Source organism: Psychrobacter sp. ENNN9_III, from assembly GCF_001462175.1.
Classification (GTDB): Bacteria; Pseudomonadota; Gammaproteobacteria; order Pseudomonadales; family Moraxellaceae; genus Psychrobacter.
Map to the genome: position 1 here is coordinate 1 of NZ_LNUO01000205.1, position 15,275 is coordinate 15,275.

Consider the following 15,275-nt stretch of genomic DNA (forward strand, 5'->3'; position numbering starts at 1 on the left):
CTACCTTCAATATTTATCAACCATTTGATAATCAAGAAGCAGCAGCAATACTGTTTTTAAAGCTCTCAAGGATAGGCTCAAGTAACACAAACTTACGCTTATAACTGACTTGGTTAACGATCAAACGAGACGATACATCACAGATATGCTCACGCGGCTCTAGACCGTTAGCTCGTAGAGTATTGCCAGTGTCGACCACATCAACGATTAAGTCCCCTAAACCGACTAATGGCGCAAGCTCCATAGAGCCATAAAGCTTGATCACGTCTACTTGTTGACCTTGACTGGCAAAGTAGGCGCGGGCAACATTGACGTATTTGGTCGCAATACGCAAACGACGATTGGGCAATGCTGCATCCTTCACGCCTGCTGTCATAAGCTTACACTGAGCAATTTTTAAGTCTAACAACTCATAGACATGGTTGGCACCATGTTCAAGAAGTACGTCTTTTCCTGCTACTCCAAAATCAGCAGCGCCATGTTCTACATAGGTGGGCACATCGCTCGCGCGTAGGATAAGTACGCGCACGTTTGGATTTGAGGTAGGGAAGATAAGTTTACGTGATGCATCAGGGTCTTCTAGTAAATCAACACCAGCCGCCTGTAGTAGCGGCATTGTCTCTTCTAAAATACGACCTTTTGATAATGCTAAAGTGAGGCCATTAAATTCGTTATCTACTTCATTTAATAAGTCGTTAGTCTGTAAGCGTTCAGTTTGCTCAGTCATAATGACAAGGTGTCCGTGTAAAATTGATGTCCCTAGAGACTAGGAAGTGTGTATATTATAACGCTGATAGTGGTAAGTGCCCTACGCAAGATATAATAAATCTAGTCGTTGGTATTGATACGCTCAATATTAACCCCTAAGGCGCGAAGTTTGTTTTCGACGTCTTCGTAACCGCGATCAATATGATAAATACGGTCAATCAAGCTCTCACCTTCAGCAGCAGATGCTGCCATTACCAATGACATTGATGCGCGTAAATCAGTCGCCATTACTGGTGCTGCAGTAAAGTGCTCGACACCTTTAACCACCGCTGTATGACCATCTACCTGAATAGATGCACCTAAACGATTGAGCTCAGGAACATGCATATAGCGATTTTCAAAGATGTTTTCAATAATGGTACTTGTCCCATCTGCCAGACAACAAATCGCCATTAATTGAGCTTGCATGTCTGTGGGAAACCCTGGATGTGGCTGGGTACGAATATCAACTGGTTTTGGACGACCAGTCATCTGTGCTCGTATCCAGTCCTCACCCGTTGTAATCGTCGCACCCATTGCTTCAAACTTTTCAAGCACAGGATATAATAGTGCTGCGTTGGTTTTTTTGGTCAATACATCTCCGCGAGTCATCAAAGCACCTGCTAGATATGAGCCTGTTTCAATACGATCAGGAACGACTGAGTACTCACAACCGTGTAGACGTTCTACGCCTTCAATAGTCATGGTTGCTGTTCCAATACCGCTGATCTTAGCGCCCATTGCAACCAGCATATTGGCCAAATCGACCACTTCTGGCTCAAGCGCGCAGTTACCTAACACAGTCGTACCTTTGGCTAGTGCCGCTGCCATAATGACGTTTTCGGTGCCACCAACGGTGATCATATCAAAAGAGAAGTTACAACCAATTAGCCTGCCACCTTTAGGGGCTTGGGCTTTAACATAACCGTTTTCTACAGTGATATGAGCGCCCATTGCCTCAAAGGCCTTTAGATGTTGATCAACTGGACGTGAGCCTATCGCACAGCCGCCTGGTAGTGAGACTTCTGCCTCACCAAAACGCGCCAGTAGCGGCCCCAATACTAAAATCGATGCACGCATAGTCTTGACTAGATCATAAGGTGCATAAAAATTATCGATACTTTTGGTATCACAAGTGACGGCATCACCCTGCTTTTGAATATCGATACCCATACCAGCAATCAGTCTAATCAATGTACGTACATCTTGTAACGATGGCACGTTGTGTAAGGTGGTGGGCGTCTCAGCTAATATCATAGCTGCAAGCAAAGGCAAAGCGGCATTTTTGGCGCCAGAGATAGTAACTTCCCCTGCGATACGACTACTACCGGTGATTAAAAACTGATCCATAAAAGTGACAACCTAGCTATATATGTGAAGAAAAAAGCCATGAATAAAAATCAAAAGCTTGCACTATAAAAATAAGAACCGTTTAACCTTGGGACTGTGCTTCCCACTCAGCAGGCGTTAATGCTTGGATATTGAGCGCATGGATGTCACCGCTGGCAATCTTATCATTTACCAATCTATAAATAGCCTGTTGACGCTGTACCGCACGTTTGCCCTCAAAACTGGCATCGACGACACGTACATCAAATTTATTGCCTTGATTGGCAGCTTGAATAAAAGCATCCGGAAAATGCTGCTGTAAAAATGCAATCAAATCATCAGCGTTCATGCTCATAAAAAATCCTATTATTATATTAAAAGTAACATTTGTATGGTCTATACAAGAAAGCTATATATTATATAAAGGCATCATTATAACAAGAGTTTCACCATCTTACAGTATTGTCTACTCATAAGCATAAGTGGTGACTCTACAGTTATTGGTACACTTACTTTAAAGTTTTGTCTAGATACATTAATACTTGCGCACGTACATCATTGACCCAACGTAATGGTGGTGCCATCGCTCCGATACTTGTGGCATGACTGGCGCCTTTAATTTGTCCATTTTCAACCTTGGCACCATGGTCATGTAAAGCTTGAGTCATTTTGATAGTGTTTGTATCGTGCACGGTCTCGTCGTTTTCGGCAGTCAATAGCAAGTATGGTGGCTGTGTACCTTTTATTTGGCGATCAGGCATTACATCATCTGGCGTGTCATCCGCACTAAAAGCAGTCGCACTGGCAAACTTACGAAAGTCGTAGCTATAGGGGCCAGCAATACCAATAACGGCAGCAATATCGTTTGGTTTTACACCATAAGGTGTCAAAAAGTCTTCATTAGAAACGGCGGCTACTGCATTAAACGCGCCAGCAGAATGACCAATGACAGCGACGCGCTTAGGGTCAACATGAATACTTGATGCATTGTTAATACTCCATGCAACTGCTTGAGCAGTATCTTTAACGTAATCAGGATATACATGTTCGGGGGCTTTTCGATAGTTGATGACTGCGGTAACGTAACCTGCTTGAGCTAAGCTTTGCCCAACGAACGCATACTCATCTTTACTACCGCTTTCCCACGAGCCACCATGTACGAACACGACCATTGGATAAGTATCCACGATAGTGTCCTTTGCTTTCATGGCCTGCGCCAATGGTTTTGGGTAGTAAATATCCAAATCTTGTAGCGGCTCATCACCGTACAATATGTCCTTACTGACACCCACACCACCGTTTGCAGTGATACCGTTTACCACAGCCAGCGCTGACAATGCTTGCGCTTGTTGGGTTGCAAAGGTAATCGCACCCACTGCTACTATACTAGCACCTACAAGTTTTAGCTTACTTCTGGATTGTTTGCGCGCAGACATGACATTGGTTGCCCGAGTCGTGTCCATCGCTTGTTGTGCCTGACCAAAATTTGAACCCTTCATTGTTATTATCCTTTTTATTGCCAGTCTACAGTTACCAATGGGTTAGCTGACATCGTGATTGATCCAAAGTTGTGACTAGTCCATAGCTCTGTTTGACGCGCCAGGCAATTTATGGATTTTGGTATAAATCAACATAAGAGCTAGAAGATTGTTGTTCAGTTGGGTTATCCGCTTCTAACGTATTGTTGTCCGCTACTGGGGTAGCAGATGCTACATTGCTTGTGGAGTGTGTTGGTTCAACTTCTCTAATAATCGGTTTTGCACTGGTTGCTTGCGTAGTAGCGTTTTTAGGATCGCTCTCTGACATAATATCTGCCTCATTAATAGGCAACCCTCTATTGTCTACGACTGTGGTTAGTAAGACCAATTCAGTAATACCAGCAGTACTGTTGGCGATATCGATTAGATGGCTTTGCTGTGTGGGTGTCACTCTACCCATGATATAGACCACACCATCGTTAGTCACTGCTTTTAATTGTGACGCTTTGACTGCATTATTAGCCGCAGCTTTGGCCATCAATTTTGATGTGATATAGCCATCATGTACGGTTGAGCTATAACCTCTAGCGACACTAACATTTAGCTCGTTATAGACACGGCGAACATCAGGCATAGAGCCGACTACTTTTTCAATTTGCGTCTTTAATGCCTCTGTTGGCACCTCGCCAGTAAGCAGGACTTCACTATAAAAGCTATCAATGCTTATCCGGCTATTGGTTTGTAGATTTTCTTGTAGACCATAAATATTAATCTTTGCTGTGTGTTCAATACTACGATCGAGCAAGCGTTGAGGGATAGTACGTTCCGTTACCGGCACTCCATAAGTCCCCTCAGTGCTATTGGTCAAGTAATTGGTCGTACAGCCTGTACTAACCATGCTAGCCATTAAAATAGCACCTATCATCGTACGATTGATAGTGACACGTGGTGTTTTATAAACGGATTTGAGTGTATACAACCTTGTCATTATCTTCCTCATCAAACACAGTCAGTATTTAAAATTTAGTATAGGACGTAATAGCATTGGGCAAAATCTGTGTCGCCAAAACACAGTAAACATTATAATGATTTTATGAGCAATATTGTTTGTTATATCAGTCTTGTTGCACACAAAATCGCAATCACAATGAGCATAACGAAGCTAGATAGGTATGTTTTATCTTGCTCTGAGCACTGTGCCAAATACTTTACTTAATTTTTACAATTAGCGGTTAGGTTTTTGGTAACGATAACTTGTTGGATAGCTACTTTTAGATAGTTGCCTTATAGATGTTTCTAGATATAGATTTTATTAGATACAGATTTTACTAAAGATTATTTTCAATAGTGTCTAAACTCAATACGCTACCATGCTGTCGCCATAAATGCACCTAAAAGCCACTCTGGTTGATACCCTGCTGTTGAATGCTTAGTCGAATAGTCTTTACGAATATTTTCGTTATGGTTATTCTCATTATAGTTATTATGCTCAGCCGTCTTGCTCATAGAGCGTTCGATATCATAAGCAATCACATCGAATCGGCACTCAAAATGCGCATATTCAGGATATTGTTGCAAAAAGTATTTGGCAGTTTTGATAATTTTGCGCTGCTTGGCTTTGGTTACACTCAGTGCAGCATCACCAAAGCTTGAGCGTAACCGCTGACGCACCTCAATAAATACCAACGTCGACCACGTTCGACCTGTTTCTAACATCACAAGATCAAGCTCACCTATTTTTGGTTGTTGCCAATTTCGAGCGATAAGCTCTAAACCCTGCTGCTGCAAAAATTCACATGCTTGTTGTTCAAACACACTACCTTGACGCTGCTTAGGAGACGTCAAAATCAGTGGCCGATGACCATTAGTTGGCTTAGCCATGACGCGTACTCTCTTCATTTTTTATAAACAAAACCTGTAAAATCATCTGTATTAACATTTAACTTGATGCGCTCTGAATAACCACATAGTAGTCAATTCGGATTTATCATAGCACAACATGATAAACTAACTACTTTTTAGCACTTAACATCACATTCACGAGGTTTTCATGTCTACCCCTACTGCGATGCCAGCTTGTCTGTATATCGTTGCTACTCCGATTGGTAATTTAAGCGATATGACACCGCGTGCAATTGAAACCTTAAAACACGTTGCTATTATTGCCTGTGAAGATACCCGTACCTCAGGGAAGCTACTGGCGCATTTTGGTATCGAGACCAAAAGCGACAATACTAATGATAAGCCTGTTAATAAAATTGACAGCAACAATGCTGCGGCAGACAATAAAACCCGCAGTCACAATAAACTGTGGGCATATCATGAGCACAACAGTGCTATTCAAACGCCCAAAATCATCGAGATGATTCAACAAGGCCATTCGGTTGCTTTGATTAGCGATGCAGGCACGCCACTGGTGAGTGATCCAGGTTATCAATTGGTGCAAGCCGCGCATGCAGCTGATGTCAAAGTATCGCCTATTGTCGGGGCCTCAGCTGCGATTGCCGCAATGTCAGTCGCCGGACTACCTTCTGATCGATTTAGCTTTATTGGCTTTTTGCCTGCAAAGACACATGGCCGTCAAAAACAGCTATCAGCGTTGAAGTCACGTCCTGAGACCCTCATATTTTATGAAGCACCGCATCGCATTGTGGCAAGCTTAGAAGATATGGCAGACGTATTCGGTACTGATCGTGAAGTAACTTATTGTCGTGAGCTAACCAAAACTTTCGAGACCGTATATAAAACGACCCTTGGCGATCTTATTGATTTCGTTAAAGCCGATGATAATCAGCGACGTGGCGAGATGGTTGTGGTCGTCGCAGGGGTTAGCGTAGCGCAGGATGATGATATCAGTGATCATGACAAATTATTGCAGCGTTTACTAGAGGATATGTCCGTCAAAAAAGCGGCGTCTTTAGCTGCTGATATTACAGGTATCAAAAAGAATGCTTTATATCAGCGCCTTCTTGAGCTACAAGCTTAGCAATCAATTAAAACGCTATTTTATTTTAATATTAAAGAGGGAGAGATAATATATGTATGATGTAATGGCGGTAGGTAATGCCTTGGTTGACTATGAGTTTGTGCTTAGCGATGCTGCACTAGAAGAAACCGAATTAACCAAAGGCAATATGACTCTAGCAGGTCTTGATGAGCAGCAACAAGTATTGGCATTTTTAAAACTGGCGAATATTAAGCTATCAAAGCAAGCAGGTGGTGGCTCGGCTGCAAACGCTATGTTTACTTTCGCAAGCCTAGGCGGTAAACCCTTTTACGCTTGCCGTATAGGTGACGATGCACAAGGCACATTTTATCTGAAAGACTTAAATCAAGCAGGCGTGGCAACCTCACCCAAGTCGGTACATGAAGGCGGTGTGACCGGCTCTTGTGTAGTCGCTGTCACCCATGATGGTGAGCGTACGATGCAAACCTACCTTGGTACATCCAGTGATATCACTGCTGACAATATTGACTTTGAAGCGTTAACACAATCAGACTGGCTATATTTCGAAGGCTACTTGGCAATGTCTGATAGCATTCAACCTGCCATGACCCAGCTGCGTCAGCAAGCAGGGATTCATAATGCCAAAATTGCGGTCAGCTTTGCCGATCCGGCGGTGGTGAAGTTTGCAAAAGAGGGTTTACTTAATATGCTGGGTAATAAAGTTGCGGTGGTATTCTGTAATAGCGAAGAAGCCCGACTGTTTACTGGAAAAAAACAACTCAAAGCCTCAGCACGTGCACTCCTTGAATACTGTCAGACTGCTGTGGTCACTGATGGCGCTAACGGTGCAATCATTGCTCATAAGTCTGAAGAAAACACCAGTGACATTACTATTCATGAAATACCGACGCCCAAAGTCGCCAATGTAATCGATACGAATGGAGCGGGCGACAACTATGCAGGTGCATTTCTATATGCTCTATCACAGCAATATAGCTTGCCAGAATGTGGTCGTCTTGCCAGCGAAGTGGCCAGTCAAGTCATTCAACAGTTTGGTCCACGACTCGACTCCCAAGACTACAAAGACATTGCTTGCCGAGTGTTGGTCGCCTAGATAAGCGTTTTTGACGTTGTTAGACCACTATAGTTGTATCAATACTGTTAGTTCAATAAAAAAGCTCATATCATCACGATATGGGCTTTTTAGGTGGCAAACTGTCTTTAAACAGAGGCTGACGCTAACGCCTGAGCCAAATCTGCTTTTATATCCTCAATGTGTTCGATACCAATAGATAATCGTACCATATCATTGCTAACGCCCGCTTGCTCCAATTCTTGCTCGTTTAGCTGACGATGCGTCGTCGTCGCTGGATGACAGGCTAAAGACTTCGCATCACCGATATTGACCAAGCGCGTAATCAGCTGCAACGCATCAATAAAGCGTGCCCCTGCTTCAAGATCCCCTTTTACTCCAAAGGTTAAAATAGCAGATGGTGTGCCTTTCATATACTTTTTAGCAAGCTTATGCTCAGGATGATCAGGCAAGCCTGCATATTTCACCCAAGCAACCTCATCATGGTCACGCAGATATTCAGCAACGGCTTGTGCATTTTGTACGTGACGCTCCATACGTAAACTTAACGTCTCCATACCTTGCAAGATACTAAAAGCATTGAGGGGACTTAATGCTGCACCAGTATTGCGTAGCGGTGCAACGCGAGCACGAGCTATAAAAGCTGCTGCGCCCACATCTTTTACAAAGTTTACGCCATGGTAACTGTCATCTGGTGTGTTTAATAATGGAAAGCGCTCAGGGTAATCGCCCCAAGCGAAGCTCCCGCCATCAACGATAGCGCCACCAATTGACGTACCGGTGCCGCTCATATATTTGGTCAATGAATGAATGACGATATCAGCGCCGAACTCAAACGGACGACAAAGCGCGGGCGTCGCCACCGTGTTATCAATCACCACTGGTACACCATACTCGTGGGCGATATCACTGACCGCTTGAATATCGATGATATTGCCCAGCGGATTACCGATACTTTCAGCAAAGACCATCTTGGTTTTGTCATCGATTAAATCACGGATAGCCTCAGGGTCTTTGTGGTCAAAGAAGCGAACTTCGATACCTTGGCGCGGTAGCGCATGAGCGAACAGATTATAAGTCCCACCGTATAGAGTCGATACTGCAACGATATTGTCTCCCGCCTCACAGATGGTTTGAATGGCATAAGTGATGGCAGCCATACCAGAGGCGACCGCAAGTCCGCCAATACCGCCTTCAAGCGCTGCTACGCGCTCCTCTAGTACCGCATTGGTCGGATTCATAATACGGGTGTAGATATTCCCTGCAACCTTAAGGTCAAATAAATCTGCCCCGTGCTGCGTATTATCAAAAGCATAGGAGCTGGTATGATAAATAGGCACTGCCACTGATTTGGTTGTCGGCTCAACAGTGTAACCTGCATGAATGGCAAGCGTCTCTAAGTGCGCGGTACTCTTTAGGTTATTGTCAGTATTATTCTCTGGTTGTCCATTACTCATCACATACTCCTTAACATTAATTGAAAACGTATTGAATAAAAATAATCTCTAAAAAAGCTATTTCCTAAATCATAGTAATAAAAAAAGCTGAGTTCATCATAACCCAGCTTCTTTATTAAAAGAATAGCCATTTATTCAGCGTCTAATGCCTGATATTCATAAGCAATAAGTTTAATAAGCTTTATTCATACCGTCTTTCACACTTATAGATCACTAATTTACTATTAAACATTTACTTATAGTAGGCGTTTTCAGTGTGGGTGTGGTCCGTCTCATCAACCACTTGGGTTAGCTCTGGTATTTGCTGCTTAAGCTGTACTTCAACCCCTTGACGCAAAGTCATATCGACGGCTGAACACCCTTGGCAACCTCCACCAAATTTTAGGACTGCAGTCAAGCCGACACCTTCTTCCTCGATTAGCTCTAGCAGATCTACCATACCACCATGTGCAGCAAGACCTGGGTTTATCTCTGATTGCAAAATATAGTTGATGCGCTCTTCAACACTGGCATCAGCACCGACTTTTGGCACTTTTGAGTTCGGTGCACGAAAAGTCAGCTGACCACCGAAACGGTCTTTATTATAATCGATGACTGCATCTTCTAAATAAGGGACTGACGCCGCCTCAATAAAGGCCGAAAAATTCTCGTAGTCGAATCGTAAATCAGCGCTGTCTTCTTCACCTGGCTGATTGTATGCCATACAGCACTCTGCACGCGGTGTGCCAGGATGCTCGACAAAGATACGTACGCCAATGCCATCAGTATCTTGCTTTGACAGCAGATCAGCCAAATAACCTTGCGCTGTCTCGGTAATCGTAATATTGCTCTTGGTTTCAGCCTGTTCAGTGTCTAATGCTGACTCAAAGTCTGCAGACTGGTCTAATTGACCAGCAGTTTGGTTGTGCTCACTCATAAGGTTTCCTATGCGTTATGACACAAATGCTATGTCTGTCATAGTTGCTGTGTCGTGAATTTTATAAATAAAATAGGCGGAATACTAAACACTGCAGTTTATCGTTGTATGAACTTGGTTTGACTACAGTTTTAATAAAGTTATGACGACTATTATAACGCATCCAGATGATAATTCCGACTGCGCCACTATGATTGAACTGTGACCGTCACAAATGGCTGCGATTGGTTTTTTAAATAATCAAATTTAGAAAGTAGAGGTCGTTAAGCTCTCGTGATAATACAAAACAAATATAGTATGCGTTATAGCCTATATTAAGACTGTGTTGTTAATTATCAAGCGTTGGTAGACTCTCATGATAGACAAAATAAAATACGCAAAACGCTAATAAGAAAAGTGTTCCAATTTCTAACGTGTTATTAATTTATTTGAACGATGTTTATTTATGCTTTACTTAGTAATGATATCTTTTAAGAATCTCTAGTACCTATTTAGTACTTATTTAATACTTATATCATTAGTACCTCTCCCAAACGACTTGTACGAGACCACTTTTATGTTCATGAAAACGCTAAATTTAGTAGAAACCAAAGATGGTGAGCAAATTGCGGTTTGGCAAGTTATCGATAGTGTAAAGGACAACAATGCGACTAATGGTAATATTGCAGCTGCCAGCTCTGTAGCTAAAACACAAAATATATTACTGACGCATGGTACGTTTTCGGACAAACACACCTGCCTAAAAATTGCTGAGTATTTAGCCAGCTATGGTCATCACTGCTACATTATGGAATGGCGCGGACATGGGCACAGCTCAGTGCCAAAAGATAAATTTAACTTTGAAACCGTTGCGACTTATGACTTTGAAGCAACTTTTGGTTATTTATTTGATGAATTAGAGCTGGACAACTTGCATTGTGTCACTCATAGCGGTGGCGGCGTTGGCTTGACCATGTTTTTAGTCCAAAATCCACGCTATATTGATAAAATCAATAGTATCACTATGTTTGCCTGCCAAGCGTTCGGAGCGGTCGTAAATGTCAAAAACCATCTCAAAATTTTGACAGCCAAATTATTTACCCGACTATTTGGCTATATTCCTGCAAAAAAACTCAAAATGGGGCCTATTAACGAAAGTTATTACACGATGAATCAGTGGTTTGATTGGAACCTACAAAAGAACTTTAACAGCAGCTTTATTAAACAGAGTAATATTGAGCAAAGCAAGCTCGCAAAAAACATCATAGTGGACGTCACCAATGATGGCAGCTTTGATTATCGTCAGCATATGCCTATGATTACCATACCGATTTATGCTATTAGTGCTAGAGGCGATAAATTTATTTCGCCAACTGGCGGCTGTAAATTGTTTTTTGATGCTTTTAATAATCCTACTAACGTGTTTCGTGAATACTCAATCAGTAATGGAGATTTGGACGATTATACTCATAGCCGCATTATGATTAGCCGTAACGCTGCTAAAGAGATATGGCCGACGGTTGTTGCATGGATTGAGAAGTATGCGAAGTGATTGTTTATTTATCTTATTTATCGCCCCTATTACATCTAATCAAATGAACTTCACACCATATTAAGGACAAGTATCAAAATAAGCTAACATCAGTAACGACACACCACTAAACATCTTTACACTTGTCAGCAACTCCTATGCTGTGTCAGTATTGGCGTCATTAAATTGTTTTCAATCAAAAAAATAAGTAGTAGGAAGTCGGCGTCTATGAGTGATTTATCAGAGCAACATTCAGATAAGCAAGAGAGTAAACATTACCGCTATCTGGTATTTATTGGTCGTTTTCAGCCGTTCCACCGTGGGCATAAAGCTGTCATTGACGAAGCATTAAAACGTGCTGATGAAGTCATCATGTTAATCGGTTCGGCCAACTTGCCGCGTAGCTTGCGCAATCCGTTCAGTGTCGCTGAGCGTGCAGCGATGATTCAAGGCGCTTATTCAGCGGATGAAGCAGAGCGTATACATTGTGTGGGCTTGGATGATGCGCTCTATAATGACACGCGCTGGCTACAATATGTACAAGCAGGCGTCAAATCTATCACCGGTGACTTAAATGCTGATATCGGTCTTATCGGTCACTCTAAAGACAGCTCTTCTTATTACTTGTCGTTATTTCCAAACTGGGCATCAGTTTCTGTGCCTAACTATCATAATTTATCTGCTACACCGATCCGTGATAGCTACCTAATGGGCGCAACCCCTACCCCTGATCGTACGCCTGAGTCGACTCGCAAAGTCTTAGATGAATTTAAAAAGACGAGTCATTATCAGCAGCTACACGAAGAAGCAGGCTTTATTGATAAGTATAAAAAACAGTGGGAGTCTGCACCTTACCCACCGACATTTATGACCGCTGATGCCTTAGTCGTACAGTCAGGACACATATTGTTGGTAGAGCGGCGCAGCATGCCGGGACGAGGGCTTTGGGCGCTGCCTGGTGGGTTCCTTAATCCAAAAGAGACCTTATTTGACGCCTGCATCCGTGAGCTACGTGAAGAGACCCGTCTTAAAGTCCCTGAGCCTGTACTGCGAGGCTCTTGCCATAGTCAGCATACTTTCGATGACCCCTATCGCTCTGCACGTGGACGCACGCTTACCCAAGCCTTTTACTTTCAACTAAAGAATGACGCAAATGGCCTGCCAAAAGTAAAAGGTAGCGATGATGCTGTACACGCTTTTTGGTTACCCCTAGCCGAGCTTGATGCCACTATGATGTTTGAAGACCATTATGCGATTATCACTAAGATGGTTGGATTGTAATAGCTCATCTAACTGACCGTTTAGTTCATTATTTAAGTGATTACTAACTGATAAAATTCTATATGATTTTATGATCATTCTTTCACAAATTTTTATTCTATAGGTTTTAGCGCCCGAGCTGATAGACGGTAAGGGCTAATCGTCGCAGCTGTTTTTTTATTAACGCAGTTGCGACATATCAAAGCAGAGGAGTTCTGTGATGTATACCAACAATTTGAACAATCTAATTCTTAATAGTGACAGTTATAAAACCTCACACTGGGTGCAATACCCAGCTGGCAGTGAGTATCTATCCAGCTATATCGAAGCCCGCGGTGGCGACTATGAGGTGGTGTTTTTCGGCTTACAAGCTTTTATTAAAGAATACTTAAGCACCCCTATTACTCATCAGGATATAGATGAAGCCGAAACGGTGATTCATGCTCACGGTCTAACGTTCAATCGTGCGGGATGGGAGCGTCTGGTCGATAAGCATAGCGGTTATTTACCTCTACGTATCGAGGCTGTGCCTGAAGGTAGCATCGTGCCTGTGTCCAACGTAGTGTGCCAAATCACTAATACTGATCCTGAGTTTTATTGGTTACCAAGCTATATCGAAACTGCCTTACTACGCGCCATCTGGTATCCCTCAACCGTCGCCAGCGTGTCACATTATTGCAAAGAGGTTATCCGCCGCGCGTTAGAAAAGTCTGCTGATAATTCAGAATCACTCATTTCCCGTTTACATGATTTTGGCTCACGTGGCGCTTCTAGTCATGAGTCGGTAGCACTCGGTAGCTTAGCGCATTTGGTTAATTTCGCTGGTACCGATTCTATGGCTGCTTTGGTTGCTGCCAGTCGTTGGTATCAAATGGGCAATGATATGCCAGCGTTCTCCATTCCTGCTGCTGAACACAGCACCATGACCGCTTGGGGCCGCGATGGAGAGACTGCGGCTTTTGCCAATATGATTGAACAGTTTGGTGGCAAAGATAAATCTTTTTCAGTCGTCTCCGATAGCTATGATTTGTGGAATGCCATTGATAACATCTGGGGCGATGCATTAAAAGACGATGTCAAAAATATGGGTGGCACCTTGGTTATTCGACCAGACAGTGGCGAGCCGGCCAAAGTGGTACGTGAGGCATTGGAGCGTTTGGCAGTAAGATTCGGTACGACCCTTAACAGTAAAGGCTATAAAGTCTTGCCTGATTACGTACGTATTATTCAAGGTGACGGCATTAGCCCGCAAAGCTTAAGTAAGATTATTGACGTCGTGATGAACGCTGGCTTTAGTGCAGAGAATATTACCTTTGGTATGGGAGGTGGTCTTTTGCAACAAGTCAATCGCGATACGATGAACTGGGCGATGAAAGCCAGCGCTATTTGTATCGATGGGGTATGGAAAGACATCTATAAAGATCCAGTGACCAGTCACTCTAAACGCTCTAAAAAAGGCCGCTTAGCGCTGATAAAAGATGATAACGGCCACATAAAAACCATAAAAGCTGATGATTTAAATGTTGGTGCAGATAGCCTGCTACGCGATGTCTATGTCGATGGCAAACTGCTCGTGGAAGACAGTCTCACTAGTATACGGGAGCGTGCAGGATGGTAGCTCCTCTTAAAATATCTGCCATTGCAAAAGATGTATTACTCGCCCCTATTTACTTATATCAAGGTCGTAAAGTCAAACGCGACACCGTGCGCCTTCCTGAACCAGAAGGCGAGAGACAAGGTCATATTCAACTACGCGACTCTGCCGAGATGGCAGCCACTGAGATTACAAAAACATTAAGCCTAATGATCGTTGGTGACTCGGCAGCAGCTGGGGTCGGCAGTCTAACTCAGCAAGAGGCGCTTGCTGGTAAGTTGATCCCTGCTTTGCAGCAAAAATTAGTTACTCATACCCAGTTTGATAGGCTTAGTTGGTCGTTACAGGCGACGACTGGACATACCAGTTTCGATATTTTACGAAGATTGTATATCCTCCCTACTCCTCACCAGCCGGTTGATATCATGGTTTTGAGTGTCGGGGTCAATGACGCCACCTCAAACGTTTCTATCTCAAAGTGGCAACAGCAGATTGAGCAAATCATCGCCATTGCTCAGCGTAAGTTTGACGTACAAACACTTATTTTCTCAAGCCTACCACCGATGGCGCAGATGCCTGCTTTACCGTCACCGCTTAATAACTTTATCGGGGCAAAAGCCACGAAGCTCGACCAAGTACTGCAGAGTATTTGTGCTCAGCATAGTGGCGTGCACCATATGGCAGCAGATTTTGAATTGCTGGCAGAAAAACATACTAATGAGCCTATTAATAGTATAGCCATGTTTGCAAGCGACGGCTTTCATCCCAGTAGCTTAACGTATGGTTATTGGGCACAGCAGCTGGCAGAGCTCATCGCTCAATTGCTCGACTCGTCCTTTGATAAGACAGTCATCAAAGATAAGGATGACCATTAAAAGTTTTAATCGATAAAGTACTTTAAAAAAGCCATAAAAAAACCGCTGAATTATCAGCAGGAAACGTAA

The 15,275-nt window shown here is 43.1% G+C and carries 14 protein-coding genes; 6 read left to right on the top strand and 8 right to left on the bottom strand.

The annotated features are described in order from the left end of the window. Positions 1–31: 31 nt before the first annotated feature. From hisG to PENNN9_RS12185, 6 genes are all read right to left on the bottom strand, one after another. Positions 32–727, bottom strand: a complete 696-nt coding sequence (gene hisG, locus PENNN9_RS12160) for an ATP phosphoribosyltransferase (protein ID WP_058369825.1) — start codon at positions 725–727, stop codon at positions 32–34. Between the two features lie 101 nt (positions 728–828). Continuing rightward, entirely contained in the window at positions 829–2,097 is a 1,269-nt protein-coding gene (gene murA / locus PENNN9_RS12165) for a UDP-N-acetylglucosamine 1-carboxyvinyltransferase (RefSeq protein ID WP_058369824.1), read from the bottom strand. An 82-nt stretch (positions 2,098–2,179) separates the two neighbouring features. Further along, entirely contained in the window at positions 2,180–2,431 is a 252-nt protein-coding gene (locus tag PENNN9_RS12170; RefSeq protein WP_058369916.1) for a BolA family protein, read from the bottom strand. Between the two features lie 154 nt (positions 2,432–2,585). Next, positions 2,586–3,575 carry an alpha/beta hydrolase gene (locus tag PENNN9_RS12175; RefSeq protein WP_227511825.1) on the bottom strand — a complete coding sequence of 330 codons (990 nt, stop codon included), beginning with the start codon at positions 3,573–3,575 and terminating at the stop codon, positions 2,586–2,588. A 109-nt stretch (positions 3,576–3,684) separates the two neighbouring features. Further along, complete coding sequence (locus PENNN9_RS12180) at positions 3,685–4,542, bottom strand: BON domain-containing protein (RefSeq protein ID WP_058369917.1); 858 nt, start codon at positions 4,540–4,542, stop codon at positions 3,685–3,687. Positions 4,543–4,919: 377 nt separating this feature from the next. Continuing rightward, positions 4,920–5,435, bottom strand: coding sequence for a YraN family protein (locus tag PENNN9_RS12185; protein ID WP_227511826.1), 516 nt, complete (start codon positions 5,433–5,435; stop codon positions 4,920–4,922). A gap of 169 nt (positions 5,436–5,604) precedes the next feature. Between PENNN9_RS12185 and rsmI the strand changes: the two genes are divergently transcribed. Together rsmI and PENNN9_RS12195 are read left to right on the top strand one after the other, a co-directional pair. Continuing rightward, a complete protein-coding gene (rsmI, locus tag PENNN9_RS12190) occupies positions 5,605–6,540 on the top strand; it encodes a 16S rRNA (cytidine(1402)-2'-O)-methyltransferase (RefSeq protein ID WP_058369919.1) in 936 nt (311 codons plus the stop codon). Between the two features lie 52 nt (positions 6,541–6,592). Continuing rightward, a complete protein-coding gene (locus tag PENNN9_RS12195; protein ID WP_058369920.1) occupies positions 6,593–7,615 on the top strand; it encodes an adenosine kinase in 1,023 nt (340 codons plus the stop codon). A gap of 107 nt (positions 7,616–7,722) precedes the next feature. Here the strand turns inward: PENNN9_RS12195 and PENNN9_RS12200 are convergent, their stop codons facing one another. Beyond that, the gene (locus PENNN9_RS12200) at positions 7,723–9,051 is read right to left on the bottom strand and encodes an O-acetylhomoserine aminocarboxypropyltransferase/cysteine synthase family protein (protein WP_058369921.1); all 1,329 of its coding nucleotides are present in this window, start codon (positions 9,049–9,051) and stop codon (positions 7,723–7,725) included. A 232-nt stretch (positions 9,052–9,283) separates the two neighbouring features. Continuing rightward, positions 9,284–9,967, bottom strand: coding sequence for a Fe-S biogenesis protein NfuA (gene nfuA, locus PENNN9_RS12205; protein WP_082638094.1), 684 nt, complete (start codon positions 9,965–9,967; stop codon positions 9,284–9,286). A 556-nt stretch (positions 9,968–10,523) separates the two neighbouring features. Here nfuA and PENNN9_RS12210 point away from each other — a divergent pair. From PENNN9_RS12210 to PENNN9_RS12225, 4 genes are all read left to right on the top strand, one after another. After that, positions 10,524–11,498: an alpha/beta fold hydrolase gene (locus PENNN9_RS12210; RefSeq protein ID WP_058369922.1), complete on the top strand. Its 975-nt coding sequence runs from the start codon at positions 10,524–10,526 to the stop codon at positions 11,496–11,498. A gap of 207 nt (positions 11,499–11,705) precedes the next feature. Beyond that, a complete protein-coding gene (locus PENNN9_RS12215) occupies positions 11,706–12,758 on the top strand; it encodes a bifunctional nicotinamide-nucleotide adenylyltransferase/Nudix hydroxylase (protein WP_058369923.1) in 1,053 nt (350 codons plus the stop codon). Between the two features lie 199 nt (positions 12,759–12,957). Then, a complete protein-coding gene (locus PENNN9_RS12220) occupies positions 12,958–14,355 on the top strand; it encodes a nicotinate phosphoribosyltransferase (protein ID WP_058369924.1) in 1,398 nt (465 codons plus the stop codon). Continuing rightward, a complete protein-coding gene (locus tag PENNN9_RS12225) occupies positions 14,349–15,206 on the top strand; it encodes an SGNH/GDSL hydrolase family protein (RefSeq protein ID WP_058369925.1) in 858 nt (285 codons plus the stop codon). The genes PENNN9_RS12220 and PENNN9_RS12225 overlap by 7 nt, the downstream gene beginning before the upstream one ends. The last annotated feature ends 69 nt before the right edge of the window (positions 15,207–15,275 follow it).